The following is a 26308-nucleotide window of genomic DNA, read 5'->3' on the forward strand; positions in this document are numbered from 1 at the left end:
CGTAGTGCAGAGAGCAATATGGAGATCACGGGTGCGTAGGTTGAGGCGGATTTCGCTGTGGCGTGCGGTTGCGCCACTGGCGCTCCTGTGCGCCGGTTTGCTGTTCGCGACCAGCGCCACCAACGCCCGGGGCACCGACCTCCGGCCCAGCCGCAACACTACGCTCGCAGGCCTCGTGGAGGAACAGAGTCGGCGCAGCGCGAGCCTGGTCCGCCAGCACGCCGCCCTCACCCAGGACATCGAGAAGCTCCAGGCGCAGCAGGGGTCGATCGACCCGGCGCTGGCCAAGCAGCTCAAGGACCTGTCCGACGCGGTCGGCACCACGCCGGTCACCGGGCCGGGGCTGACCGTGACGCTGAAGGACGCGCCGTCCGAGGTCGTCAAGGAGAACCCGGACGTCGACGCCGACTGGCTGGTGATCCACCAGCAGGACATCCAGGCGGTGGTGAACGCGCTCTGGGCCGGCGGCGCGGACGCGATCTCGATCCAGAACCACCGCGTCATCTCCACCACCGGGATCAAGTGCGTCGGCAACTCCGTCGTACTGCACGGCGTCCCGTACCTCCCGCCGTACAAGATCACCGCGATCGGGGACCGGCGGAAGTTGCAGAAGGCGCTCGACGACTCGCAGTACATCGAGAACCTGCAGGACTACGTGGTGAAGTTCCAGCTCGGGTACGACGTGAAGAACGAGTCGTCGATCTCGATGCCGGCCTACGAGGGCACCCTGGACCTGCAGAGCGCGACGGTCCCCGGCTTCCCGCGGACTCCCTCGACAAGCCCGACCGTCACCGGGCGATAATGGACCGCATGCCGCGGATCCTTGTCGTCGACAACTACGACTCCTTCGTCTACAACCTGGTGCAGTACCTGCAGCAACTGCAGGCCGACACCACCGTGCTGCGCAACGACGAGGTCACCCCGGACGAGGCCGGTGAGTACGACGGTGTGCTGCTCTCCCCCGGTCCGGGTACGCCGGAAGAGGCCGGCGCCTGCGTCGACATCGTGAAGGAGAAGGGCCGCGAGGTCCCGATCTTCGGGGTGTGCCTCGGCCTGCAGGCGATCGGCGTCGCGTACGGCGGGGTCGTCGGCCGCGCGGACGAGCTGCTGCACGGCAAGACCAGCCAGGTGTTCCACGAGGGCGCCGGCGTACTGTCCGGGCTCCCGTCGCCGTTCACCGCGACCCGCTACCACTCGCTGGCGATCGCGCAGGACAGCGTGCCGGACGAGCTCCAGGTGACCGCGCGGACCGAGGCCGGCGTGATCATGGCGGCCCGGCACCGCGACCTCCCGGTCGAGGGCGTGCAGTTCCACCCGGAGTCGGTGCTGACCGAGGGCGGCCACCGGATGCTCGCGAACTGGCTCGAGATCTGCGGCGACCCGGACGCGGTCGCCCGCTCCGCCGGCCTCGCACCGGTCGTCAGCTAGTCCGTAGAACCGAAGAACCCCCGGAGCGAGCGCGCTCCGGGGGTTCTGTCGTTCAGGGATCAGCCGCCGGGGATCGTGATGGTCGGCGTCGACGGTGTCGTCGTCGGCGTCTCGGTCGGCTCGCTCGTCGGTGGGGTGGTGGGCTGCAGCTTGTTCACGGTCAGCGTGATCAGCGTGCCCTTCGGCGCCTTGGTGCCGGCCTTCACGGACTGGTTGAGGACGGTCCCCTCGGCCTGGTTCTGGTCGTTGCCGAACGTCTGCCCGACCCGGAAGCCGGCCTGCTCGAGCGTCAGCTTCGCGTCGTCGAACGTCTGGGTGACGACATTCGGTACGTCGACGTTCGTCTTGCCGCTGGAGATCGTCAGGGTGAACTCCTGACCCGACGGGTACTGCCCGCTCGGGTCCGGGCTGACCGCGAGCACGATGCCCTTCTTCTGGTCGCTGTCCTGCTCGACCGTCTTGTCCTTGACCTCGAAGTTCGCGGACGTGCCTTCGAGCGCCTTGCGGGCCGCGGACTCCGACTTGCCGATCACGTCCGGCACCGGGAACGCGCTTCGCCCGGACGAGAACACCACGGTGACCACCGAACCCTGCTCGGCCTCGGTGCCCGCTGTCGGGGTCTGCCGGATCGCGGAGCCGCGGCCGACCGTGTCGCTGGTTTCCGCCGGTCCCACCGCGAACTTCAGACCCTGGTCGGCGAGCAACGCGGTCGCGGCGGCGACCGACTTGCCGCTGACATCCGGTACGGCGACCTTGGCGGGCGGGGTGGCGGATGTCCCGCCCCCGCCGGCCTTGTCGTCCTTGTTCATGTTCGAGAACAGCGCGTACGCACCGACCGCGACCGCGACGATCGCGAGGCCGAGCAGGAAGTAGGCCAGGCCGCGGTTGCGGCGGGACCGCGCGTCCTGCGCCTCGTCCAGGTCGTCGCCGCCCGGCGGCAGCAGGTCGTTCGCCGAGGTCTGGTGGTACTGCTGGGTCGCGGCCGTCGCCGCCACCGCGGTCGGCGCCATCGACCGGGTCTCCGCGACCGCCGCCATCGGCGCGGTCACCTGCTGGCCGGCCAGCACCCGGTGGATGTCGGCGCGCATCTCGGACGCGCTCTGGTACCGCTCCTCGCGGCTCTTCGCCAGCGCCTTCAGGACGACCGCGTCGACCTCCGGCGGGATGTCAGGGTCGAACGAGGACGGCGGCAGCGGCTGCTCCCGGACGTGCTGGTAGGCCACCGACACCGGCGACTCGCCGACGAACGGGGGTCGGCCGGTGAGGAGTTCGTAGAGCAGGCAGCCGGTCGAGTACAGGTCGGAGCGGGCGTCCACGGTCTCGCCGCGGGCCTGCTCCGGGGACAGGTACTGCGCGGTGCCGATCACGGCCGCGGTCTGGGTCATCGTGGAGGACGTGTCGGCGACCGCGCGGGCGATACCGAAGTCCATCACCTTGACCTGGCCCTGCGGGGTCAGCATCACGTTCCCGGGCTTGATGTCGCGGTGCACGATGCCGGCCCGGTGGCTGTAGTCGAGCGCCTCGAGGACACCGGAGGTGATCTCCAGGGCCCGCTCCGGCATGATCTTGCGGCCCTCGCGGATCAGGTCCCGCAGCGTCTTGCCGGTCACCAGCTCCATCACGATGTACGGAATGGTGACGCCGGAACCGTTCGGGTCCGGCTCCTCGCCCGTGTCGTAGACCGAGACGATCGTCGGGTGGTTCAGCGACGCGGCCGACTGGGCCTCGCGCCGGAACCGCGCCTGGAAGGTGGCGTCACTCGCGAGGTCGACGCGCAGCCGCTTGATCGCGACGCTCCGGCCGAGCCGGTTGTCGAGGCCCCTGCGGACCTCCGCCATGCCGCCGCGGCCGAGCGGTTCGCCTTCTTCGTACCGGCCGCCGACGAGACGTGCCTGCGATGTCATGACTCAGCCTTCCAACCTGTCTGCACTAGACCCAAAACACTCAACTTGCCCACGGTAGCGGCCGCCACACGCGGATCCCCGTTGGAAAGACGCGCTGTCATCGCATCATTCCGTATGGTGCTCATCGGCTGTTCATTGGCCTAGCACCGCCTCCATCACCTTCTTGGCGATCGGAGCCGCCAAGGTGCCGCCCGCGATGTCGTTGCGCGGGATGTTCGCGTCCTCGATCAGCACCGCCACGGCCACCTTCGGGTCCTCGGCCGGCGCGAACGCGGTGAACCACGCGAACGGCGGGCGCTCCTTCGTGGTCTGCGCCGTACCGGTCTTGCCGGCCACCTGGACTCCGGAGATCCGCCCGGGCTTGCCGGTGCCGTTGTTGACGACGTCGACCATCATCGCGGTCAGCTGGGCCGCGACCTGCGGCGTGACCGCCTGGTGCAGCGACTCCGGCTTGGTCTCCGAGACCGTCTTCAGGTCCGGGGTCTTCACGTTCTGGACCAGGTACGGCTTCATCACCTCGCCCTTGTTCGCGATCCCGGCCGCCACCATCGCCATCTGCAGCGGGGTGGCGCGGACGTCGAACTGCCCGATCGCCGACTGCGCGGTCTGCGGCTCGTTCGGGTCGCCGGGGAACTGGCTGGTGGCCACGGCCGGCAGCTCGGTCAGCGGCTTGGCGCCGAAGCCGAACTTCGCGGCCTGCTCGTTCAGCGCGTCCGCGCCGAGGGCCATGCCGACGGTGCCGAACGCGGTGTTGCAGGAGTAGCGCAGCGCGATCGTCAGCGTCGCGCTGTTGCTGCCGCCACAGTTCTTGCCGTCCTCGTTCACCAGCGGGACCGTGGTCTGCGGGAGCGGCAGCTCGGCCGGCGAGTTCACCTTGCTCTCCGGCGTGTACTTGCCACTGGACAGCGCGGCCGCCGCGGTGACCAGCTTGAACGTCGACCCGGGCGGGTACAGCTCCTGCACCGCGCGGTTCGACAGCGGCTTGCTCTTGTCGGCGTTCAGGTTCTTCCAGGCGTTGCCGACCTTCTCGGTGTCGTGCGAGGCGAGCAGGTTCGGGTCGTACGACGGCCGGCTGGCCATCGCCAGGATCCGCCCGGTCTTCGGCTCGATCGCGACCACCGCACCGGTCTTCCCGGCCAGGCCGTTGTACGCCGCCTGCTGGGCCGCGGCGTTCAGGGTCAGGGTCACGCTGCCGCCCTGCTGCGGACGGTTGCTGATCACGTCGATGATCCGCCGGAACGCCATCGACGGGTCCGAGCCGTTCAGCTCGGCGTTCATCGTCAACTCGATACCGCCGCGGCCGAACAGGTACGAGTAGAACCCGGTCACCGGCGCGTACACCTGGCCGTTGGGGTACGTGCGCTGGTACTTGAACCGGTCGTCGGACTCCTTGCTCTGCGCGACCGGCGTACTGCCGATCAGGATCGGGCCGCGGTTCACCGAGAACTGGGAGTCGCGGACCCGGTTGTTGTCGTTGCGGCCGTTGATCTCGTTCGCCCGGAAGGCCTGCAGGTACGTCGAGTTCGCCATCAGCGCGAGCATCAGGATGATCGCCGCCACGGCCAGTCGCCGGATCGCTGAGTTCATGCCTTCTGCACCGCCATCGCGATCGTTTCGTCGGAGACCGGAGCGGCCGGGGTCTGTGGCCGCCGCGCCTGGTCGCTGATCCGCAGCAGCAGCGCGATGATCGCCCAGTTGGCGACCAGCGACGTACCGCCGAGGGCCATGAACGGGGTGGCCAGACCGGTCAGCGGGATCAGCCCGGTGACGCCGCCGACGATCACGAACACCTGCAGCGCGAACGACATCGCCAGACCGGTCGCGATCAGCTTGCCGAAGATGTCCCGGCAGCCGAGCGCGGTCCGCAGGCCGCGCTCGATGATGAGGGTGTACACCAGCAGGATCGCGATCAGCCCGGTCAGCCCGAGTTCCTCGGCGAACGAGGAGATGATCATGTCGCTCTGCGCGTACAGCGTGGCCTCCGGGTGGCCCTGGCCGAGACCGCGGCCGAGGATGCCGCCCCAGGACTGACCCATCAGTCCGAGCTTCACCTGGCCGCCGTCGATCGCCCACGGGTTCAGCCAGTCGGTGACCCGGCGGTGCACGTGGCCGAACGTCGCGTAGGCGAAGTACGCGCCGCCGACGAACAGCAGGCCGCCGATGATCAGCCAGCCGGCCCGCTCGGTGGAGACGTACAAGAGGAACAGGAACAGGCCGAAGAACAGCAGGGACGAACCGAGGTCGCTCTCGAACACCAGGACGCCGAGGCTGACCGCCCAGGCGATCCCGATCGGGCCGAGGTCGCGGGCCCGCGGCAGATCGAGCCCGAGGAAGCGGTGCCCGGCCAGCGTCAGGACGTCGCGTTTCACCACCAGGTAGCCGGCGAAGAACACGACCAGACAGATCTTCGCGAACTCACCGGGCTGGAAGGACATGCCGGCCAGCCGGATCCAGATCCGGGCGCCGTTCAGGTTCACGCCGAGGCCGGGGATCAGCGGCAGTACGAGCAGCACCAGACCGGCCAGGCCGGCGGTGTAGGTGAGCGCCTGCAGCCGGCGGTGATCTCTGATCACGAGGATGACGACCAGGAACAGCACGATGCCGACCGCGGTCCAGGTGATCTGCTGCGGCGCCGCGGCCGCCTTCGGGGTGTTGCCCTTCGCCTCCGCGACGATGGCCAGGCCGAGGTCGACCCGATGGATCATCGCGACGCCGAGGCCGTTCAGCAGCACGGCGCAGGGCAGCAGCACCGGGTCGGCGTACGGCGCCCGGTAGCGGAGCGCGAGGTGGGCGATCAGCGCGAGGAGCCCGATCCCGGCCGCGTAGTACCCGGTGCTGGCCGGTACGGCGTTCTGCACGGTGACGCCGATGTTCACGTAAGCGGCGACCGATACAGCGACCGCGATCACGAGCAGCAGCAACTCCACCCCGCGCCGAGTACGCGGGATGATCTGGATGACGGACGTCGAGGCGATGCTCATCGGACCCCGTCGCAGTCGTCGGGGTCGACCGGCGTGCTCGGCGACGCCGTACCGGTCGGGGCCGTCGACGCGGGCGGCGAGGAGGCCGGCGGCTTCGAAACCGGCGTCGAGGCTGGTGGCTTGCTGGACGGCACAGGCGTCGATGGCACCGGCGTCGACGGTTTGGGCGTCGTGGTCGGCTTGGCGGCGCACTCGGCAGCGGTGTGCTGCAGCTCCGCCACGATCGAGCGCGCGCCGGGCAGGTCGTCCGCCTGGATGTTGGCCTCGACCTGCTCCCGGCTGTACGTCGGGAGCTTGTCGACCTGCAGCGTCTGCCGCTCGTAGACCTTCGACAGCGACAACCCGGGGAGATCCGCCTCGATGCCCTTGAAGATCGCCACGTAGTCGCCGTCGGTGCCGACGTAGTACTGCTTCTGGGTCCAGCTGTACGCGAACCAGCCGCCGCCGCCGATCAGGCCGAGAACGACGATCAGTACGGCGATCCGCCGCAGCCACGCGAACCGCTTCGGGGGACGCGGCGCGTACCGCAGCTCCTCCGGGTCCAGCGTGCCGCCGTGACCACCGCCGCCGTGGCCGTCACCACCGGCGGTGCGGACCGCGACCGTCGGCTCGCCGCGCCCCGTGCTGCCTTGCGCCAGCTCGGCGGCGGCACCGACCAGCTGCGGCTGCACGCCGCTCGCGGGCTCGGTCTCGACGACGTCCGCGACGAGGACGGTGACGTTGTCGTTCGAGCCGGCCTCGAGCGCGTGCGTGATCAGCTCGACGACGACCGAGTCCGGCGTACCGGAGGCCATCGAGGCCGCGATCACCTCGTCGCTCACGTAGTCGGGCAGGCCGTCGCTGCACAGCATCAGCCGGTCGCCGGCCTGGACGTCGAGCATCTCCAGGTCCGGGTCGGAGTCCGGGCGGCCGTCGAGGACGCGCAGGATCAGGTTCCGGTGGGGGTGGGTGAAGGCCTCCTCCTGGGAGATCCGGCCCTCGTCGACCAGCGACTGCACGAACGTGTGGTCGTGGCTCAGCTGGTACAGCTGGCCGTCCCGCAGCCGGTACGCGCGGGAGTCGCCCAGGTGCGCCAGGCCGAGCCGCTTGCCGTCGAACATCAGCGCGGTGACCGTCGAGCCCATGCCCTCGCGCTCGGGGTCCTCCTCGACCAGCTCGGACAGCCGCTCGTTGGCCCGGTGCACCGCGCCGGCCAGCGCCTCGATCATGTCTTCGCCGCTGATCTCCGGGGTGTCCAGCCGCCGGATCACCTGGACCGCCGCCGCGCTGGCCACCTCACCGGCTGCCGCGCCGCCCATCCCGTCGGCGAGCAGCAGCAGGTGCGGACCGGCGTACGCCGAGTCCTCGTTGTTGCGGCGCACCCGTCCGACGTCGGAGAGGGTTGCGTAGTCGAGCGACAGGGTCATCGAGGCAGGCCTACTTCGCGATGTTCAGCGTCGTCCGGCCGATCCGGATCGAACCGCCGATCTCGGCCGGGACCGGGCGGGTGACCCGCTGGCCGTCAAGGTACGTGCCGTTGGTGGAGCCGAGGTCTTCGACCCACCACTGGCCTTCGGACTGGAACACCCGGGCGTGCCGGGTGGAGGAGTAGTCGTCGTCGAGCCGGATCTGGCAGTCCGACCCACGGCCGATGATCACCGGCTCGTCGCCCAGTGACGCACCGACCCCGGCCTGCGGGCCGTCCGCGATCGTCACCGACGCGGGCAGGCCCTTGCGCTTCTTGGCCGGCTTCGCGGGCTTCGGCGTACGGGAGTTCTGCGGGACGGCGGCAGCCGCGGCCCGGCTGTCCACCTTCGCGCCGAACAGGTCGGACCTGATCACGGACAGCACCGCGAGGACGAACATCCACAACAGGGCCAGGAACCCCAGTTTGATCAGGGTCAGGGTCAGTTCCGACATGGAAGGTCAGTCACCACCCGCTGCTCGGCGGCTGGGCCATCGGCTCGTCCGCGAGACGCAGCGTCATGGTGGTGTTGCCGATCCGGACCGTCGAGCCGTCCACCAGCTCGGCCTCGGTGGTCCGGCGGCCGTTCACCAGCGTGCCGTTGGTGGAGCCGAGGTCGACCATCACCACCCGGATACCGCCCGGGCCCTCCGGCATCAGGCGGATCTCAGCGTGCCGCCGGGAGACGCCCGGGTCGTTGATCTGGATGTCGGCGTCGGTACCGCGGCCGAGCACCACACCGGGCGGGTTCACCGGGCGGCGGCGGCCGTTCACCTCGAGCATCACCTGCGGGTGCCCGCGGCGCGGCTGCTGCTGCTGTGCTGGCGGCTGCGGTTGCTGGTACTGCGGAACAACCGGCGGCGGGTTCGGCGGCACGTAGGGCTCCTGCTGGTAGGGCTGGGGCTCGGGCTGCTGGTACGGCTCCGGGCGCCGCTGGGGCGTCCCGAGCGTCTCGCTGACCACCCGGAACTTACCGGTCGGGAGCTCATCTTGCTGGACCAGCTCGATGTCGATGGGCCCGGAGAACGTGTACCGCTGGATGTCGGCGTGGTCCCGCAGCTCGTTGGCGAGCTCGTGGTTCAGGGTCCGGCCGTAGGCGTTCAGCCGCTCGAAGTCGTCCGGACCGAGCTCGATCGTGAAGTGGTTCGGCACCAGCCGGCGGTCCCGGGACAGGATCCGCGCGGTGTTGTCGATCTCACGCTTGAGGGCGGCGGCCAGTTCGATCGGCTCGACGTCGCCCTTGAAAGCGCGCGCGAAGACACCGCTCACAATGCCTTCCAGGCGTCGCTCGAAGCGCTGTAGCGGTCGCACGCCTCCTCCTCCACGGTCGGTACGCCAACAGATGTCCTCCGGTCGGGCGGACACACCGGGTACGACGATCGATCGTATCGGGAGGTTCGACCGAACCCGCAATGTGAAGCACCGGTAGAACCCGTGCTACTGTTCCTTCTCGTCGCCAAGAGCTGTATCAGGCGACTGCGCGCGGGTGGCGGAATAGGCAGACGCGCACGGTTCAGGTCCGTGTGCCCGAAAGGGCGTGGGGGTTCAACTCCCCCCTCGCGCACAACGAAGTCCCGGTCGATCCGACCGGGACTTTTGCGTTGTCCTGGGGAACTTTCGTCCTTTCGGAGGATCCTGCGGACGTCCACGAATCTCTGAGATGTACGTTATTCTGTACACCGTGAAGACGATGAGTTTTACGGAGACGCGCGCGAACCTGGCTGCGGCCCTCGACGCGGTCGAGAGCGACGCGGAGGAGTTGGTGATCACCCGCGCCGGGCATGAGCCTGTCGTCGTTGTCACGCTGGCGGAGTACGAGTCACTGAAGGAGACCGACTACCTGATGCGGTCGCCGGCCAACGCGAGGCGGTTGCGCGAGGCGATCGAGCAGGACAGGGCGGGCGACGGCACCATCCGAGAATTGGTCGACCCCGACTCCGCCGATGACCAAGGCAGGGCGGGTGGCGCTGCATGAAGGTGGTCTTCCTCGACCGCGGTTGGGAGGACTACCTGTGGTGGCAGGCCAACGATCGCAAGCTCGTCAAGCGGATCAACCAGTTGATCGAGGACATCGATCGCAACGGCCACGACGGCATCGGTAAGCCGGAGCCACTACGGCACGAGTTCGCCGGTTACTGGTCGAGGCGCATCAACTCGGAGCACCGGCTCGTCTACCGGATCGCCGACGACGGAATCCACATCATCGCGTGCCGTTACCACTACGGTCCCTGACCGGGCTACGCCCGCTCCGCCGAACAGATGATGGGGTGGGTCCACCGTCAGGGTGACGCGGGTTTGCGGGGGGCGGTGGGACAGTTCTTCGCATGGAGCATGCGTTGGAGCTCGACGGGCTGACCAAGGTCTTCGGTGACGAGCGGGCGGTGGACGATCTCAGCCTGCAGGTGCCGGCCGGGTCGTTCTTCGGGGTGCTGGGGCCGAACGGGGCAGGGAAGACGACGTCGTTGTCGATGGCGGTCGGGCTGTTGCGTCCGGACGGCGGTACGGCGCGGATCTTCGGCGTGGACGTCTGGCACGAGCCGACCCAGGCCAAGGCGCTGGTGGGTGTGTTGCCGGACGGGCTCGGGATGCCGGAGCGGCTCACCGGGCGCGAGGTGCTGACGTACCTCGGCCTGTTGCGTGGACTGCCCGAGGACGAGGTCGCGCGGCGGGCCGCCGAGTTGCTGGAGGTACTCGAGCTCGACCACGAGGACGACAAGCAGGTGATCGGCTACTCGACCGGGATGCGGAAGAAGCTCGGGCTCGCGGTCGCGCTGCTGCACGCGCCGCGACTGCTGGTGCTGGACGAGCCGTTCGAGGCCGTCGACCCCGTGTCGGCAGCGACCATCCGGACCATCCTGCACCGGTTCATCGCGGGCGGCGGGTCGGTGGTGATGTCGAGCCATGTGATGGCGCTGGTCGAGCAGTTGTGTGATCGCGTCGCGGTGGTCGCGGACGGAAAAGTCGTTGCCGCGGGCACCGTTGCGGAGGTGCAGGCCGGCGGCAGCCTGGAGGACGCGTTCGTGTCGCTGGTCGGTGCGTCGACCCGTGGCGCGGAGGGGCTGACGTGGCTCTCGCACTGACGTACGGGACGTCGCGCACGCTGGTCCGGATGCGGCTGGCCGCGTTCCGGCATGCGCTCGAGGACCAGTTCCGGCGGTCGTGGATCATCACGGGCGGGTTCGTCGGCCTGGCGCTCGCGGGCGGCATGCTCTGGGTCGCGGCGCGGGGCGATCACGACGTACTGGTCGTCGTACTCGCGGTCTGGATGCTGGGCTGGGTGGTCGGGCCGTTGTTCGCCGGCGGTGGCGACGAGACGCTGAAGCCCGAGTACTTCACGATGATGCCGCTGCCGCCGCGCACGCTCTCCACTGGCTTGCTGGTGGCTGCGCTGGCCGGGGTGGCACCTGTCATCAGCCTGATCGCGTTGCTCAGTCTGTTCGTTGTGAGCGGGGGCGTCGTCGCCGCTCTGGTTGCGGTGCCCGCACTGTTGCTGCAGCTGCTCTGCTTCGTCCTGGCGTCCCGGCTCGCTGTCGCGGTGTACGGCGTACTGCTGCAGGTGCGGGCCGGTGCGGTGATCGCAGCGCTGGTCAACGCGTTCATCCTGGCGTTCACCGCACAGGGGTGGGCGTTGATCGTCGCGTTCGTGTCCACCGACGTACAGGGCACTGTCGCGAAGGCAGCGCGCATTGCCCCGTCCGGTTGGGGTCTGGTGGCTGTGGAAGCGGCCGGACGCGGCGACTGGCTCGAAGTGCTTGCTGCGCTGGCAGGGCTCGTAGTGCTCGCTGTGGTGATGCTTCTGGCGTGGTCGGCCCTGCTGGTACGACGTACGACGGTCACTCGTGCCGGCCGGAAGCCGAGGCGACTGCTGACGGCGAGAACACCTGAAGGCGCTGCGGCCGCCAAGGAGCTCCGGTCGTGGACACGCGACCTGCTCTACGGTCACCGAGCTGTGTTCGCCGTCGCCTACGGACTGTTCTTCTGCATGATGCCGTTGGCGATCGGGATGAAGTCGATGCTGCCGTGGGCCGGTCCGGCCGCTGTGGTGATGGCGGGCTCGATGGCCGCCAACCTGTACGGCTCGGACGGTACTGCGTTCTGGACCACCCTCATGACGCCCGGCTCGAGCCGGGCGGACGTGCGGGCGCGGCAGCGGGCATTCCTGCTGGTCTTCGGTCCGTTGACGCTGCTGATCACCGTGCTGCTCACCTGGTGGTCCGGCGACACCAGGGCCTGGCCGCTGGTGCTGAGCGTGCTGCCCGCACTGCTCGGTGGTGCAGCGGGTCTGGTGGTGGCGTGCTCGGTGTACGCCGCCGTACCGACGACCGATGCGCACAAGCGGTCCGGCAACCCGCTCAACTCGGGTGAGAACGAGGGCGAGACGATGGGCATCGTCTACGTGATGCTCGTGCTGGTCGCGACGACCTGTGCACCGGCGCTCATCCTGGCGCTCTACTACGGCTGGTGGGGCGTGCCGGTCGGCGTCCTGTCCGGCGTACTCGCCTGGTGGTACTTCGGTCGCGTGGCGGCCCGGCGTCTCGACGCGCGCGGTCCTGAGTTGCTCACCCTGCTCAGGCATGGCAGATCGCCCGCGGAGCAGGCCAAGAAGACCGCGGGGTTCGATGCACTCCCCAAGTGGCGGCGTACGCTGGCCGGCTTCTGCCTCGGGTTCGGGGCGATCCCGTTGTTCCCGCAGGCTGTCGTACCGGCGATCTTCAAGCTCACCGGCAATCACGACGCCAAGTCATGGTTCCTGGCCCTCTACCAGGACGGCCCGTGGCAGTGGGTCGTGATCGTGCTGATGGCCGCGCTCGGGTTGTCGATGTACGCCTACGGCGGGCTTACCTACTACCGCGCGAAGAAGCACGCTCCGGACGGGTCGGTCGCGGTAGCCGCAGGGTAGGCGCGCCGCGATGTCTCGCGGCCCGAGCGTTGGGCGCGACGGTGCGGTGGTTGCGCAGCATCCAGATCGCGACGGCGGCCGCGGCGATCAGGCCGGCAATGCCGGCGTAGTCGGTCAAGCTCATCATTGGGTCTCTTCTCCAGGGCGGTGGTACTAGGCGGCTGGCGAGTTCCGCAGGCTTCTGACCGGAAAGTGACGGTCGCTCAGCAGTCGCGTGATGGCGGGACGGTGTCATGGCTCATCAGTGCCAATGGGAAAGCGCTCGCTTCCCGATCGAAAACCCTGGTTAGGTGGTGCCCGGAGGTGGGGCGGATGCCGGACGGTCCGTTGCTGGACGAACGGGAGGAGCACGCCTACCGGCTGCTCGTCGGACTGTCGGCTGCCAGGGCCGGCGACCTGGCCGAGGTCGCCAAGTTGCCGCAGCCGCAGGCCGACGAAGTGCTGCAGCGATTGCAGGCCAAGGGTCTGGTGACAGCGCAGCCGGCCGAGGATCCGGTGTTCCGGCCGTTGCCGCCGGACGTCGCCTTCGGTACGACGCTGCTGCGCCGCCAGGAGTCGCTCGAGGCGGCCCGCAAGACCGTGAGCGCGCTCAGCGAGGAGTTCCGGGCCAGCGTGAGCCGGCGCGACGCGCACCACCTGGTCGAGGTGATCGTCGGCGCGGCCACGCTCCGCGAACGGCTGCGCGACCTGCAGAACTCGGCTCGCGAGGAGATCCTCTGGTTCTGCCGCGCGAACCCGCTGGCGATGCAGGGCGCCGAGAACACCGAGGAGTACGGCGCTTTGTCCCGCGGTGTCCGGTACCGCGCCATCTACGAGCGCGCACTGATCGAGACCCCCGGTGAACTGGACTCGATCGCCGAAGGCGTCAGCTGGGGCGAGGAGGCGCGGGTGGTGCCGACGCTGCCGGTCCGAATCGCGATCGTGGACCGGTCGACGGCCATCTGCCCTCTGGTCCGTGACGACGAGCAGAGCATCGGTGAACCGTCAGCCGCGATCATCAGCCGCGGCCAGCTCCTGGACGCGCTGCTGGCGCTCTTCGAGAGCTACTGGGAGCTGGCGACACCAGTGCGCCTGCAGTCCGAGGAGAAGCACGTAGACGAGGGCTTGGACGACTCTGAGCGGCTCCTGCTCTCCCTGCTCGTAGGCGGCGTACCGGACAAGTCGATCGCCAACCAACTAGGCATCAGCCGCCGCACCGTCCAGCGCCGCCTCGACCGCCTCATGGCGCTGGCCGGTGTCGACACCCGCACCGGCCTGGCCTTCCAAGCCGCGAAACGCGACTGGCTTTAGCCAGGCCGGCGGGGGGAGCCGTACTACTTCACGCCGTACGCGCGGATCACGGTCTGCGTGATCTTCGAGCCGCTCGGGCCAGTTGCTGCGACCTTGAGCGACACGGTGCCGTGGGCGTTGGGGACGACGGCCAGGTAGTGGCCGACGGCACCGATGACCGCGAGGCGCTGCCAGGTCTTGCCCTCGTCGAACGAGGACCAGGCCTGCAGTCCGGTGGCCCGGGGTGACTCGAAGCCGACCACGTGCGTCCGGGCGCTCACCCGGCCGGTCAGGTCGACCGGGACCTTGTAGTCGACCTGCTGCAGTGCGAGCGGCGTCGCCTTGTCGTCCGCCTGCTTGGCCGAGCGGAACTCCCAGGAGGTCTGCGTACGCGTCCCCCAGTTCCACTCGCCTTCGGAGTCGATGCGCTCGGTGGACACGTCCAGCTTGTACGCCGCGTTCTCGCTGGAGGTGATCACGTCCTCCCAGGCGTCCGGAAGCTCAGCCACGACCTGACCGTTGCGGGACAGCGTCGCCGAGTCCTTCGTGGCCTCACCGACCGTGTAGTGGCCGGCCGCGTCCACGAACGACGGGATGCGGAGCGAGAGCCGGTCACCGGTACGCGTGGACTCGACGCCGGGCGCTGCGGCGGGACGTACGACTGGACCGAACCACGTCTCGTCCGAATGACCGGCCCGGTAGCTACGCGGTACGGACGTCATACCGCCGGCCAGGGGGTTCATGGTGTCCCACGTGTAGAGGTGGTGCACCCGGTGCTGCCAGAGCGAGTCACCAGAGGTCACCCACTCCTCCCGGACCTTCGGCGTCTCGACGAACCGCTGGGAGTCGTTCCACGAGTACTCCTGCCACGGACGCCACCCGAACCGCTGCTCCTTGGCCCAGTTGAACCCGCCGTTGTCGGCGTACCGCGTGGTGATCCGGGCGCTGTTCGCCGCCGTCACCTTGTAGACGATCTTCGCCGGGATGGACCCGGTCGAGACCTGCTGTACGTCGTACAGGTACGGGCTGGACGTGGTGAGCGTGAGGTCGATCGTGGCGTTGCCGCGCCGTACCCGGTCGACGAGCTTCTGACCGTCGTTGAACGTGGTCACCATCGCCGGGATCGGCTCCCGGTCACCGACCGGACGCCAGACCGTCCACGCGCCCCAGTCGGCCGGCCGGATCAGGATGACCGCCGCCGCACCGGCTGCCGCGGCCGCCTCGATCTGCTCCTCCTCACTGTCGGAGTCCAGCACCACCAGGGCGCCCTTCGCGTCCTGCAGCGAGGTCACGAGCCGGAAGCGCTTCTTGCCTTCGTACGACGGCGACCGGTGCAACAGGTTGATGTCGAGCGGACCGGACACCCCGGGGATCGACGCCTGGACCAGCGGCGCGACCAACTGCCAGCGGGACGAGAACTCGAAGGTTCCGTCCTTGACCGGCTTGGTCGGTGTCACGTTGACCTGCTTGACCGTGCTGAAGTGCATGACCCCGTGGCTGATCGAACGCCCGTTGCCGTACTCACGGTGCACGTAGTAGCTGAGGATCGCCTGCTGCTCGGACGGCTTCGGCGTCTCGATCCGGATCGGGACCGCCTTCCGCGCGTCGATGACGATCTCGCTGTCCTTGCTCACCACGATGTTCGGGTCGGTGAACAGACTCACCTGCTCGTCCTGCGGGTCGTTGTTCTCGACCAGCGAGTGCAGCAGGTACGTGCCCTCCTCGACCTCGGCGGTGAACGTCGAACCGTTCGGGATCCACGCCAGTACGTCGGAACGCGAGTTGTCGCCGAACAGCGAGATCACCGGGACGCCGGTGGGCTGACCGTCCAGACCGACCGCACGCAGCGTGACCTTGTGCTTCGGGCCGGAGCGGAGTGCGCCGACCGCGGTGTGGGTGACGACACCGTCGGGGCCGGTGGCAACGATCCAGCCGCTGTACTGGCCGCGGCCGAGCTTGGCCGGGTCCAGCGTCAGCGGTACGTCGGCCGTGCCGTTGGCCGGGACCGTGACGGTCGCAGGCAGGCCGAAACCGTCGGTCTCCGGCTGCTTGTCGTCGAGGTTCGTCACCTGGACAGACAGGTTCAGCGTGACCGGGCTGCCGGAGTCGTTCCGGTACGTGATGGTCCGTGTGCCCGCCTCGGCCGTCTGCACGCCGAAGTCCGCGACTCCGCTGGCAGTCACCTTCTGCGCGACGGCCCGGGTCAGGTCGACCCGGCCCGCGCCCTGCTGATAGACGGACTGCTGAGGCTGGGTCTTCGCGGTGCTGACCAGGGCGTTCTTCAGCTGGTCGGCCTTCCAGTCCGGGTGCTGCTGCGCGAGCAGGACCGCCGCACCGGCGACGTGCGGCGTCGCCATCGACGTACCGGAGGCGGCTGTGTACAGGTTGTCCACAGGCTGGCCCATGGCCGTGCCGGTCGCCCGGGCGGCGATGATGTCCACCCCCGGAGCGGTGATCTCCGGCTTCAGGCCCGCGTCACCGAGCCGCGGTCCACGACTGGAGAAGTCGGCCAGCTTGTCCTGCCGGTCCACGGCTCCGACCGTCAGCGCGGACGCCGCGGCGCCCGGCGTACCGACCGTCTCGTCCTGGCCTTCGTTGCCGGCCGCAACCACGAACAGGGTGCCGGTCTGCGCGGTGATGTCGTTGACCGCCTGGCTGAGCGGGTCGGTGCCGTCGGTGGCCTCGCCGCCGAGGCTCATGTTCACGACCTTCGCGCCTTCGGAGGCGGCCCACTCCATCCCGGCGATGATCCAGGAGTCGTAGCCGTACCCGTCGTCGCCGAGCACCTTGCCGACCAGCAGGTCGGCCTTCGGCGCCACGCCCTTCCGGGTGCCGCCCGCGCCCGCGCCGGTACCGGCGATGGTCGCGGCGACGTGTGTGCCGTGGCCGAAGTGGTCCTCGGCGCCGGTCGGGCTGCCGGAGAAGTCCTGGCTCTCCTTGACCTTGCCGTCCAGGTCCGGGTGCGTCGCGTCGACTCCGGTGTCCAGTACGGCGACCTGCACGCCGGAGCCCTCGTACCCGGCCTTCCAGGCGTCCGGCGCACCGATCTGCGGGACGCTCTTGTCGAGTACCGGACGGACCTTGCCGTCCAGCCAGATCTTGGTGACACCGCTGTTCAGCGAGCGGGTGCCGGCGCCGGGCTTCAGAGATTTCCACAGCTCCGGCAGCTGGTCCTTCGCGGCGGTCAGCGCGCGGCCGCCGATCGACGGCAGTTGCCGCGTCGTCGTCGTACCGGCGAGGTTCTGCGCGGACCGGGCGCCAGGGGTGTCCTTGACGATGAGCGGGAGGCTCGCGGCCTCGCCGTACCCGTCAGCGATCAGCTCGTCGACGTCGAACAGGTCCACGTCCAGGACGCCGCTCGACACGAACGGTACGGCGTCGCTCGGCAGCACGCGGAGTCCGCCGTCGGCCTCGATCGTGTGGAACGAGACGCCTTCGCGCCCGGCTGCCGGGCGGACCGTGGCGGCTTTCTTGCCGGCGCCGGCGTCGGTCAGTTCGACGACGTCACCGGTGATCAGGGTGACCGACGACGTCTTGATCGCGGTGGATCCCGTGGGAGGGGCGGCGGCGGACGGGATCACCGTCGCCGCGCCGAGGGCAAGCACCGCCGCGGTGGTGAGCGCGGCGGCACGTCGGGGGGAGGACATAGGCGGAATTCTCCTTCGAGAGGTTTGGGGCAGGCACACCTCTTCTTCCTGCTGAGTTTGCAATCACGTCACAGGAATCCGCCCTGTCCATCACTGCCGTCCCTGCGACATGGCGCAACCACGCCAGGCCCGGCACCATCTGAGGCATGAGCGCGAAGGCAGTACGCAGGTGGGGATGGCTCGGCACCTTCGTGATCGGCGGCGGGCTGTACCTGGCCGTCCTGGCCGTGCTGACCGACACCGGGAACCCGAACCTGTTCCCGACGATGATCCTGCTGGGCGCGCTCGTCGTACCGCTCACGTTCGTGACATTCGCCGCCGGGCGGTCAGGGCGCTGGCTGATCGACGGGCCGACGTTGGGCGGCTGCCTGCTGTTCGGCGGCGTGGTCGGGGTCGTTGTCGCGGGCCTGCTCGAGTACGACGCGATGCGCCGGCTCGGGACGTTGCCGATGGTCGGGGTGGGGTTGATCGAGGAGGCGGCCAAGCTCGTCGTACCGGCGATCCTGGTGGTGTTCTTCGGGCACCGGTACCGGACGTCGATCGGGCGCGGGATCGTGATCGGGGTCGCGGTCGGCACGGGGTTCGCCGTACTGGAGACGATGGGCTACGCGTTCGTCGCGCTGCTGCAGTCGAACGGGAACGTCGGTGCGGCCGAGCAGACCTTGTTCATCCGCGGACTGCTCTCCCCCGCAGGTCACGCGGCCTGGACCGGCCTGACTTGCTGGGGCCTGTGGCGATTCGTACTCGAGCCGACCGGCAAGCGGTTCGCCGGCTTCCTCGGCATGTACGCGCTGGCCGTCGCGCTGCACTCCACCTGGGACGGCATCGGCGGCCGCATCACGTACGCCGTCGTCGGCGCGATCTCGATCGGCCTCCTCCTCTACGGCCTCCGGCGCGCACAGCGGGCGGACACAGTCGCCGTACCAGCCTGATCAGCCGACGCGCGTCCAGGTCGGGCCGTCGGTGGTGTCGGTGACCTGGACGCCCAGCTCGGTCAGCTCCGCGCGTAGGGCGTCGGCTCGGGGCCAGTCCCGAGCGGCCCGGGCGGCCTCGCGGTCTGCGACCAGTTGAGCTACCGCAGCCTCGTCGAGCTCCGGTAGTCCAGCCGCAACGGGCTCAAGGTCCGCCGGTGTGAGCTGGCCGAAAGGCAGTCCGAGTACGGCGGCGCACGCAGCCACGACCGCCCGCTGTCCCGCCTCGGACAGCGCCTGATCGCGCAGCGAGTCCTGCAGCAACGCGAGGACGCGGGGTGTGTTGAGGTCCGAGCCGATCGCATCGTCGATCTGGTCGATCACCGCGACGGCCGCGGCGTCGTCACCGGCCGCCGCGCGAGCCTCTTCCGCCGTGGTCACGGGCGGCAGTTCACCGAGTGACGACGTACGACGGACCAACCGGCGCAGTGTGGACTGGGCGCTGTCGAGACCGGCCATGGTGAACTCGAGCTGAGCGCGATAGTGACCGCCGAGCAGGAACAGCCGGTACGCGAGCGGATGGAATCCCTGCTCGGCCAGGTCGCTGACGGTCAGGATGTGACCGGCCGACTTGGAGATCTTCGCCGAACCGAGCTGCAGGAACTCGTTGTGCAGCCAGAACTTCACCCACGGCTGCCCGTCACCGAGGTACGCCTCGCTCTGGGCGATCTCGTTGACATGGTGCAACTGCCGATGGTCTACGCCGCCGGTGTGGATGTCGAAGTGCTCGCCGAGCAGCAGCATGCTCATCACCGAGCACTCGAGATGCCAGCCCGGTGCTCCCCAGCCCCACGGCGAGTTCCAGCGCATCGCCCGCAGCTGCCCCGGAGCCTCCGCACGCCACAACGCGAAATCGGTCTTCGCCCTTCGGCCGGGTACTTCTTCGACCCGGGCGCCCTCGAGCTGACCGCTGACGTCGATCAGGCCGAGCTGCCCGTACGTCGGATCCTTCGACGTGTCGAAGTACAGCCCGGACTCGATCTCGTAGGTGAAGCCGCGCTCGACCAGGCGTTCCGCGAACGCGATCATCTGCTCGACGTACTGCGTGGCGCGCGGATAGTGGTGTGCGGGCAGGATGTTCAGCGCGGCCAGGTCGGTGAAGAACGCGTCGGTGTACATCGCCGCGATCTCCTCGACCGATCGGCGCTCCCGGGCGGCCGCGACCTCGAGCTTGTCCTCGCCGAGCTCGGCCTCAGCGACCGCGTGGCCGACGTCGGTGATGTTGATGACGTGCTCGACCTGCAGGCCCTTCCAGAGCAGCGCCCGGCGCAACGTGTCGGCGAAGGTGTACGCGCGCAGGTTGCCGATGTGCGCGTAGCTGTAGACCGTCGGGCCACAGCTGTAGAGCCGCACGATGCCGTCCGTGGCCGGCGCGAAGTCGTCCACGCGGCGCCCGAGCGAATTGAACAGCCGCAACGGCCTCGACTCGTACACCCCGCGATGCTACCGGTCGGAGAGTGAGATGGCGCACGCGAGCCATGGACATTGCGTGCTGGAGTGAGTACGGTCCGTAAACGGCGTCCGCACCACGCCGACCTCGACGGTGAGGTGCTGCCCGCCAGTAGCGCCTCGCTGGTGTGTGGGCGAGCAGGCTGCGGCTGTGCGTCACGGCTTGATGGGGGCCCATACACCCAGGTGGGGTGGTGAGCGGCACTCACTCGTTCACCGCCCCACCGGTTCAAACCTTCATCAAGTGTTTGCAGGCCGGATGTTCGCCGGCTCGGGAAGCTGGGCAGACTGACCTGCGTCCGGTCCCCAACCGCCCCTGGGAGTAGCCGTGTCCCGATTCTTGCGTCCGGCGCTGCTCGTCACCGCCGTACTGGCACTGCTCGGTTTCGGCATCACGCCGTCCAGTGCCGCCACCTCGATCACGGTCGCCACGGCGATCGGCCGCCAAGACAGTTCGACCGCTTCGGTCACCGGGTACGTGGTCGGTCAGCCGACCGCCACCAGCACCGTTGTCCGCAGCAACTTCCCGAACGACTACGCGTTGGCGCTCGCCGACTCGGCGTCCCAGACGAGTACGTCGTCGATGCTCTACGTCCAGATCCCGACCGCGTTCCGCGCGTCGTACGGACTGCAGAGCAACCCGAGCCTGCTCGGCAAGCAGATCACCGTCACCGGCACGCTGGCGGCGTACTTCTCGCACCCCGGTCTGAAGAACGCGACCGCGTTCACCGGCGGTGGCGGCACGGACCCCGGCCCGGATCCGGGTGACTACTACGCCGGCGCCGAGGGCAAGACCGGGCCCGCGTTGAAGTCCGCGCTGCACACGATCATCTCGAGCCAGACGAAGCTCAGCTACGACCAGGTCTGGGACGCGCTGAAGGTCACCGACCAGGACCCGAACAACAGCAGCAACGTCATCGAGATCTACTCCGGCCGCTCGATCAGCAAGAGCCTCAACGGCGGCGACGCCGACGACTGGAACCGCGAGCACGTCTGGGCCAAGTCGCACGGCGACTTCGGGACCGCGACCGGCCCGGGCACCGACGTGCACCACCTCCGCCCCGAGGACGTGACGGTGAACTCGGCCCGCGGCAACCTCGACTTCGACAACGGCGGTACGTCGGTCGCCCAGTGCTCCGGCTGTACGGCGGACTCGGACTCGTTCGCGCCGCGTGCCGCCGTCCGCGGTGACGTCGCCCGGATGATCTTCTACATGGCCGTCCGGTACGAGGGCGACGACGGGTTCGCGAACCTCGAGCTGAACAACTCGGTCGGCAACGGCACCGCGCCGTACATCGGCAAGGTCTCGGTGCTGAAGGCCTGGGCCGCCGCCGACCCGCCGGACGCGTTCGAGAAGAACCGCAACGAGGTCATCTACAGCCAGTTCCAGCACAACCGGAACCCGTTCATCGACCACCCGGAGTGGGTCGCCTCGATCTGGCCGTAAGCCGCGAGCCGTAAGGGCTCAGCGATTCTGCTGTACGTCGTGTTTCGCGCCGAGGGCGGGCCGGTGTTCTCCGGTCCGCCCTCCGTTCGTCGTGAGCTGCGTCTGGGACCGGACCGGTGCGGCGATGCCGGACAGCGCAGTGGACGTGCCGAGCCGGGTCTGTACCCAGTCCTGGAAGCCCGGGTCGGTGACGTGGATCCGGAAATCGGTACGGGTCAGCAAACCGCGTGAGATCAGCGTCTTGGACGCGTCGTCGAGGTCCCAGCGATCCGGACTCGCCGTCCGGGACGGGATCGGTACGCCGTGGGATCCATGCGCCGCGGTCTTCGCGAGCAACGCCATCTCGTGGTTCGAACAATTGGCCCAGGCGGCGGCGTACAGCGCCTGGGATCGCGTGTTCAGCCGGGAGGCCGCGGTCACGGCGATCTCGGTGGTGATGGTGTTCTCGCCGGGCTGAACGAGCTCGAGGGCCGCGCCGGCCAGCGTCCGCAGCCTGCTCGGGTGACCCTTCGCGTCCTCCACCAGTTTGTCCACAGCACCCGGCTCGCACCGGATCTGCGCTTCGGACAGCGGCCCGACGAGTGCCTTGCGCATCTCGTCGTCGTTCATCGGCACCAGCTCGCGGACGTCGAGCTTCAGCTCGGTCTCCGTCCCGGAGCGGCCGCCTGATGCCGACAGCAGCCGGGACTCCATCTGGTTGCCGCCCGCCGCGATCAGGAAGGCCGGCTTCCGGTTCTCGTGCAGGGTCGCCGACAGCCCGGTCAGGGCGACCAGGTCGGTGTCCGACGCGGCGTCCAGGTTGTCGACCATCAGCACGATCGGCTCGCGGCGCGGGCCGGCCATCTTGCCGAGATGTTCGCCGAGCTCGCTCAAGGTGCGGCCGACCGAGTCCTTCGTGACGCCTTCCCAGGCCCGGTGGACGCCGATCTTCGGTCCGGGTGCGAGGCCGGCCCGGAGTTGCGCGGTGTTCATCGAGTTCTTGGTCCGGACGGCCATCCGGTTCAGGATCTCCTTCAGCTCCTTGACCTGGCCGGCCGGGTACCGCCGCTTGAAGGTGTCCAGCTCGTCCTGAACGGCGCGAATGATCCTGGACTCCACCGACTCGCGCCGGGAGGCGCTGAAGCGGATCGAGATCCAGCCTTCCCGGTCGGCCAGGGCCTTGGTCCGGGTCAGCTCATGGCTGGTGCCGATGCCGGGAGGACCGGTGAACAGCACCGTTGTCCCGATCGGAAGTGCCTGTTCCAGCGAGATCGGCCGGCCGTTCTTGTCCTTGCGGTCGATCTGCTCGACGAGCTGACCGGACGTGCCGAACACCCTGTTGACCGCAGCCCGGTCCCCGGCCAGGTGCACCGGCGCCAGGTTGGCGGAAGGCCGGCCGACCTCGGGTCCGCGGGCCGGTGCCGGTGTCTGGTCGAGGTGCTGGTTGAGCCAGTCCCGCAACCCCTTGTCGGGGATCGTCACGAGCTGGCCGTCGTGCTCCCGGAGCATTCCGCGGGCGACCAGCTCCTGGCGCGCCTGGTCGACCTGCTGCCACTCGTCCGACTGATCCGGACGGGTCTCGGGCGGCATGTACAGACCGTTGGTTCCCCGCGCCGCGACCCTGGCGAGGAGATCCTTCTGGGCGTGCGTGGTCTCCGGCTGGTTCCACCTGCTCTGGTAGCTGCGTTCCGATTCCGTCCAGACCCTGATGGTCGCCGCTTCCGCGGCCGCCGCCGTGATCCCGCGCTCCGGGTCCCGCATCGCGACAGCGGCCAGGGCGAACTTCCGCAACTGGCTCGGGTTGCCGTTGGCGGCGCGGACCAGGACGTCGATTCCGTCGTGCTCGTACGGAATCTTCGCGTCGTCGAGCGGCTCGGTCAGGGACACGGCCAGCTCCGCGTCGGACAGCGGCTCGAGCTCGCGGACACTGAACTGGTTGGTGATCGTGGTGGCGATGCCGGACATCCGCCGGGACGCGTGCATCAGCGAACTCGTCGACTTCGTGCCGCCGGCGATGACCAGCCAGACGGGGCGATCCATTTCCTCGAGATGGATCGCGAGGTCGTTCACGCCCGCCTGGTCGTGCTCCGACGCCGCGTCGATCTTGTCGATCAGCAGCAGGATCGGCTCGTTCTCGTGGCCGGCGATCCAACCGAGCTCGTCGGCGAAGTCGTTCAGCGTGGTGCCGAGCTTGTCGTGCGCGGTGGTGTCCTTCTCGCGCTTACCGACGAACTCGAGCGGGACGAGGCCGCCGCCGAGCCGCGCCTCCCACCCCCACCGGGTGTTGCGGCCGCTCTCGGTCAGATCACGGACCGACTTGCTGAGGCTGCGTACCTGGCGTTTGCCGAACCTGTCCCGCAGGTCGTCGAGCTTCTGCCGGAACGCGGTGGTCAGGTGATGCTCGAGTGGGATGTTCTCGGACGCGGTCACCCTGATGGTGGTCCAGCCGTGGAGTTCGGCCAGATCTTCCACCCGGTTCAGTTCGGTGGTCTTGCCCATACCGGGCGCGCCCTGAAAGAGGATCGCCTTGCTCTCCGGCAGTACGCCGCTCAGCGAGAGCGGCGCACCGAGCTGGTCCCGGCGCGTGACCAAGTGCGCCGGGTGCCCGTCGGCTCCGAAGACCTGGCTCATTGGGACAGCGTGCGGACCGTAGCGGTCCCTGACACGGTCGGTGAGTTGCCTAATGGTTAACACTCGCCACCCGGAAGTTGAACCACGGGCTCGCGGCAACCGGTCTACACACGGCGACCCGATCGCGCACATCTGAGCCGAAATGCTTGGAACCGGCCTGTACCGCTGTCACGCTCAGTGCATGAGAATCGGACGAGTGCTCGCGGCGCTGGTCGCCGTACCCCTGGCCGGCCTATTGCCGGTCGGTGCTGCGCAGGCCGACCCGGATCCGAACCTGACGATCTCTCAGGTCGTCCTGGACCGCACCTCGGTCGCGGTCTCCGGGCTGAACACGTACCCGATCAACGTCACCGTCAAGGGCGGCTACAACTCCAGTGAGCCCGGGGACGCCGGCCTGGTGCTGAACGTCGTCCTGACGCGCACCGGCGGCACCGGACCGCGGGACAACATCGTGTCCGCCGACCTGAAGCGGACCGGCGGAACCGTCCAGAACGGCACCTGGACCGGCCGGCTCAACGTCGCGTCCACCGCGAACGGCACGTTCAAGGTCACCGGCGTGATGACCGGTCCGTACGGCGCTCCGGACCCGGGGACCCCGGTCGACCCGACGCCGTACTCGGGCCAGACGGTCACGGTGAAGGGCACGAACCTGCCGAAGATCACCGCGTCCGTGAACCCGCGCGTGGTGCCGTGGGACAAGCCGTACTCGATCACCTGGGCGGTCACGAACACCGCGACCGGGAAGCCGTACGGCAGCCGGATCCCGATCGGCCTCGGCGTCGACACGCCGTGCGCCGAGGGCGGCAGCCCGATGTACAAGACCGGGACGAACGGCCTGATCACCAAGTCGTACACCGCGTACGACGGCGGCGCGATGAACTGTGCGCACGTCTACGCCGACCCGTACTACATCGTCGGCCAGTGGCTGTTCGTCGCGCACCCGGCGATCGTGTCGGCGGTGCCGTCGAAGACCAGCGCGCCGGTCGGAACCGTTGTCCCGGTCAACGGTTCGGTGTACCGCGTTGGTAGTTGCTCTGTGCAACTACAGCGGCTGTACGGCGCCTCGCAATGGCGGACCGTCAGCTCCGCAGCGGTGCGCCAGTCCGGCCGGTTCACGGTCAACGCGCAACCGTCGTACAAGGGCCTGATTCCGTACCGGGCCTACTTCCCGACCTGCCACAACATCGTCGCGGGCGTCAGCAAGACGTTCTACATCCGAGGAACCTGATGAAGAGAAACCGAGTTCTCGCTGCGCTGCTCGCGGCGCCGCTGCTGCTGGCCGGCTTCCCGGCCGCGGCCCAGGCCGCCCCCGATCCCGACCTCAAGATCGACTCGATCACGCTGAACAAGACCAGCGTGGCCGTCAGCGGACTCAACACCGCGCCGGTCACGGTGACGGTGAAGGGAACGTACAGCGGCGACTCGCCGGTGAACGTGATCCTCGAACGCACCGGCGGCACCGGGTCGCAGCGGACACTGTTCTCCACGAACCTGCCGCGGCTCGCGAACGGCACCTGGAGCGGACCGCTGCAGGTCCCGTCGACGGCGAACGGCACGTTCAAGGTGACCGGTGTGCTGACCGGCCCGTTCTTCCCAGGTAGCGGCAGCATGACGGACCCGACGCCGTACGCCGGTCCGTCGCTTGCGGTCACCGGGACACACCAGCCGAAGATCACCGCGTCGGTGTCCCCGAAGGTGGTGCCGTTCGGCTCGAAATTCTCGATCACCTGGGCGGTCACCGACGCGCAGACCGGCAAGCCCTACGGCAGCAAGGTCCGCGTCGTCCTCGGGACCGACAATATCTGCGCCGAGTACTTCGGCCCGGGCTACACGAACCTCACCAACACCAGCGGTGTGGTGACCCAGTCCCATGCGGCCAGTGATGCCGAGTGGGTCAACTGCCTGCTGCTGCCCGGCAACCCGGCGTCGGTCGGCGGACAGGGACTCGTCGTCGCGCGGCCCGGCATCGTGACCGCGGCACCGTCGAAGGCCGGCGCACCGGTCGGCGCGATCGTCCCGGTGAACGGCGTCGTCCAAGGCGCGCCGTCGGCCTGCAAGGTGTACCTGCAGCGGCTGTACGGCGCCACGCAGTGGAAGACGGTCAGCCCGGCGGGCAACATCCGGTCGTACAGCGGAAAGTTCACGCTGAACGCGCAACCGGCGTACAAGGGCCTGATCCCGTACCGCGTCTACTTCCCGAAGTGCTACAACTACCAGGCCGGCGTCACCAAGGCCTTCTACATCCGGGGGCTTTGATC

20 protein-coding genes and 1 tRNA gene are annotated in these 26308 nt (G+C 68.9%); 12 read left to right on the plus strand and 9 right to left on the minus strand.

Annotation, left to right across the window (positions count from 1 at the left end):
• The first annotated feature begins 31 nt into the window (after positions 1–31).
• Positions 32–802, plus strand: a complete 771-nt coding sequence (locus tag OHB24_RS11510) for a DUF881 domain-containing protein (protein ID WP_327638964.1) — start codon at positions 32–34, stop codon at positions 800–802.
• 8 nt (positions 803–810) lie between these two features.
• Positions 811–1428 carry an aminodeoxychorismate/anthranilate synthase component II gene (locus OHB24_RS11515; protein WP_327638965.1) on the plus strand — a complete coding sequence of 206 codons (618 nt, stop codon included), beginning with the start codon at positions 811–813 and terminating at the stop codon, positions 1426–1428.
• Between the two features lie 59 nt (positions 1429–1487).
• Here OHB24_RS11515 and pknB read toward each other — a convergent pair whose 3' ends face one another.
• From pknB to OHB24_RS11545, 6 genes are all read right to left on the minus strand, one after another.
• Entirely contained in the window at positions 1488–3332 is a 1845-nt protein-coding gene (gene pknB, locus OHB24_RS11520; RefSeq protein WP_327638966.1) for a Stk1 family PASTA domain-containing Ser/Thr kinase, read from the minus strand.
• Between the two features lie 132 nt (positions 3333–3464).
• The gene (locus OHB24_RS11525) at positions 3465–4919 is read right to left on the minus strand and encodes a peptidoglycan D,D-transpeptidase FtsI family protein (protein ID WP_327638967.1); all 1455 of its coding nucleotides are present in this window, start codon (positions 4917–4919) and stop codon (positions 3465–3467) included.
• The gene (locus tag OHB24_RS11530) at positions 4916–6313 is read right to left on the minus strand and encodes an FtsW/RodA/SpoVE family cell cycle protein (RefSeq protein WP_327641051.1); all 1398 of its coding nucleotides are present in this window, start codon (positions 6311–6313) and stop codon (positions 4916–4918) included. The genes OHB24_RS11525 and OHB24_RS11530 overlap by 4 nt, the downstream gene beginning before the upstream one ends.
• A complete protein-coding gene (locus OHB24_RS11535) occupies positions 6310–7719 on the minus strand; it encodes a PP2C family protein-serine/threonine phosphatase (protein ID WP_327638968.1) in 1410 nt (469 codons plus the stop codon). Before OHB24_RS11535 ends, OHB24_RS11530 begins: the two co-directional genes overlap by 4 nt.
• 10 nt (positions 7720–7729) lie before the next feature.
• Positions 7730–8212, minus strand: coding sequence for an FHA domain-containing protein FhaB/FipA (locus tag OHB24_RS11540; RefSeq protein WP_327638969.1), 483 nt, complete (start codon positions 8210–8212; stop codon positions 7730–7732).
• Positions 8213–8222: 10 nt separating this feature from the next.
• On the minus strand, positions 8223–9068 hold the full coding sequence (locus OHB24_RS11545) for a DUF3662 and FHA domain-containing protein (protein WP_327638970.1): 846 nt from the start codon (positions 9066–9068) through the stop codon (positions 8223–8225).
• A gap of 169 nt (positions 9069–9237) precedes the next feature.
• Here OHB24_RS11545 and OHB24_RS11550 point away from each other — a divergent pair.
• The 6 genes from OHB24_RS11550 (at position 9238) to OHB24_RS11575 (ending at position 13947) form a co-directional block, all read left to right on the plus strand.
• Positions 9238–9321, plus strand: a tRNA-Leu gene (locus OHB24_RS11550).
• 126 nt (positions 9322–9447) lie between these two features.
• Positions 9448–9732 (plus strand): type II toxin-antitoxin system Phd/YefM family antitoxin, encoded by a 285-nt coding sequence (locus OHB24_RS11555; RefSeq protein WP_327638971.1) that lies wholly within the window; start codon positions 9448–9450, stop codon positions 9730–9732.
• Entirely contained in the window at positions 9729–9989 is a 261-nt protein-coding gene (locus tag OHB24_RS11560; protein ID WP_327638972.1) for a Txe/YoeB family addiction module toxin, read from the plus strand. Before OHB24_RS11555 ends, OHB24_RS11560 begins: the two co-directional genes overlap by 4 nt.
• A 92-nt stretch (positions 9990–10081) precedes the next feature.
• On the plus strand, positions 10082–10837 hold the full coding sequence (locus tag OHB24_RS11565; protein WP_327638973.1) for an ABC transporter ATP-binding protein: 756 nt from the start codon (positions 10082–10084) through the stop codon (positions 10835–10837).
• The gene (locus OHB24_RS11570) at positions 10822–12657 is read left to right on the plus strand and encodes a hypothetical protein (protein WP_327638974.1); all 1836 of its coding nucleotides are present in this window, start codon (positions 10822–10824) and stop codon (positions 12655–12657) included. The genes OHB24_RS11565 and OHB24_RS11570 overlap by 16 nt, the downstream gene beginning before the upstream one ends.
• A 312-nt stretch (positions 12658–12969) precedes the next feature.
• Positions 12970–13947 (plus strand): helix-turn-helix domain-containing protein, encoded by a 978-nt coding sequence (locus OHB24_RS11575; RefSeq protein ID WP_327638975.1) that lies wholly within the window; start codon positions 12970–12972, stop codon positions 13945–13947.
• Between the two features lie 23 nt (positions 13948–13970).
• Here OHB24_RS11575 and OHB24_RS11580 read toward each other — a convergent pair whose 3' ends face one another.
• Positions 13971–17573 (minus strand): S8 family peptidase, encoded by a 3603-nt coding sequence (locus OHB24_RS11580; RefSeq protein ID WP_327638976.1) that lies wholly within the window; start codon positions 17571–17573, stop codon positions 13971–13973.
• Positions 17574–17719: 146 nt separating this feature from the next.
• Between OHB24_RS11580 and OHB24_RS11585 the strand changes: the two genes are divergently transcribed.
• Positions 17720–18505 (plus strand): PrsW family intramembrane metalloprotease, encoded by a 786-nt coding sequence (locus OHB24_RS11585; RefSeq protein ID WP_327638977.1) that lies wholly within the window; start codon positions 17720–17722, stop codon positions 18503–18505.
• Here OHB24_RS11585 and cysS read toward each other — a convergent pair whose 3' ends face one another.
• Positions 18506–19978, minus strand: coding sequence for a cysteine--tRNA ligase (gene cysS / locus OHB24_RS11590; RefSeq protein WP_327638978.1), 1473 nt, complete (start codon positions 19976–19978; stop codon positions 18506–18508).
• 343 nt (positions 19979–20321) lie between these two features.
• On the opposite strand from cysS, the gene OHB24_RS11595 reads away from it, so the two are divergent.
• Positions 20322–21440 carry an endonuclease gene (locus OHB24_RS11595; protein ID WP_327638979.1) on the plus strand — a complete coding sequence of 373 codons (1119 nt, stop codon included), beginning with the start codon at positions 20322–20324 and terminating at the stop codon, positions 21438–21440.
• 18 nt (positions 21441–21458) lie between these two features.
• On the opposite strand, the gene OHB24_RS11600 is transcribed toward OHB24_RS11595, so the two are convergent.
• A complete protein-coding gene (locus OHB24_RS11600) occupies positions 21459–24050 on the minus strand; it encodes a hypothetical protein (RefSeq protein WP_327638980.1) in 2592 nt (863 codons plus the stop codon).
• A gap of 181 nt (positions 24051–24231) precedes the next feature.
• On the opposite strand from OHB24_RS11600, the gene OHB24_RS11605 reads away from it, so the two are divergent.
• Positions 24232–25278 carry a hypothetical protein gene (locus OHB24_RS11605; RefSeq protein ID WP_327638981.1) on the plus strand — a complete coding sequence of 349 codons (1047 nt, stop codon included), beginning with the start codon at positions 24232–24234 and terminating at the stop codon, positions 25276–25278.
• Positions 25278–26306, plus strand: coding sequence for a hypothetical protein (locus OHB24_RS11610; protein ID WP_327638982.1), 1029 nt, complete (start codon positions 25278–25280; stop codon positions 26304–26306). Before OHB24_RS11605 ends, OHB24_RS11610 begins: the two co-directional genes overlap by 1 nt.
• Positions 26307–26308 lie beyond the last annotated feature (2 nt).

Origin of the sequence: Kribbella sp. NBC_00482, from assembly GCF_036013725.1 — a bacterium.
GTDB lineage: Bacteria > Actinomycetota > Actinomycetes > Propionibacteriales > Kribbellaceae > Kribbella.

Bases quoted from the DNA above. Each gene is read 5' to 3' on its own strand.
- OHB24_RS11610 (WP_327638982.1), top strand. From the start codon at position 25,278: ATGAAGAGAAACCGAGTTCTCGCTGCGCTGCTCGCGGCGCCGCTGCTG.
- OHB24_RS11565 (WP_327638973.1), top strand. From the start codon at position 10,082: ATGGAGCATGCGTTGGAGCTCGACGGGCTGACCAAGGTCTTCGGTGAC.
- OHB24_RS11530 (WP_327641051.1), bottom strand. From the start codon at position 6,313: ATGAGCATCGCCTCGACGTCCGTCATCCAGATCATCCCGCGTACTCGG.
- pknB (WP_327638966.1), bottom strand. From the start codon at position 3,332: ATGACATCGCAGGCACGTCTCGTCGGCGGCCGGTACGAAGAAGGCGAA.
- OHB24_RS11535 (WP_327638968.1), bottom strand. From the start codon at position 7,719: ATGACCCTGTCGCTCGACTACGCAACCCTCTCCGACGTCGGACGGGTG.
- OHB24_RS11605 (WP_327638981.1), top strand. From the start codon at position 24,232: ATGAGAATCGGACGAGTGCTCGCGGCGCTGGTCGCCGTACCCCTGGCC.
- OHB24_RS11560 (WP_327638972.1), top strand. From the start codon at position 9,729: ATGAAGGTGGTCTTCCTCGACCGCGGTTGGGAGGACTACCTGTGGTGG.
- OHB24_RS11540 (WP_327638969.1), bottom strand. From the start codon at position 8,212: ATGTCGGAACTGACCCTGACCCTGATCAAACTGGGGTTCCTGGCCCTG.
- OHB24_RS11585 (WP_327638977.1), top strand. From the start codon at position 17,720: ATGAGCGCGAAGGCAGTACGCAGGTGGGGATGGCTCGGCACCTTCGTG.
- OHB24_RS11600 (WP_327638980.1), bottom strand. From the start codon at position 24,050: ATGAGCCAGGTCTTCGGAGCCGACGGGCACCCGGCGCACTTGGTCACG.
- OHB24_RS11575 (WP_327638975.1), top strand. From the start codon at position 12,970: ATGCCGGACGGTCCGTTGCTGGACGAACGGGAGGAGCACGCCTACCGG.
- OHB24_RS11515 (WP_327638965.1), top strand. From the start codon at position 811: ATGCCGCGGATCCTTGTCGTCGACAACTACGACTCCTTCGTCTACAAC.
- OHB24_RS11580 (WP_327638976.1), bottom strand. From the start codon at position 17,573: ATGTCCTCCCCCCGACGTGCCGCCGCGCTCACCACCGCGGCGGTGCTT.
- OHB24_RS11555 (WP_327638971.1), top strand. From the start codon at position 9,448: ATGAGTTTTACGGAGACGCGCGCGAACCTGGCTGCGGCCCTCGACGCG.
- OHB24_RS11525 (WP_327638967.1), bottom strand. From the start codon at position 4,919: ATGAACTCAGCGATCCGGCGACTGGCCGTGGCGGCGATCATCCTGATG.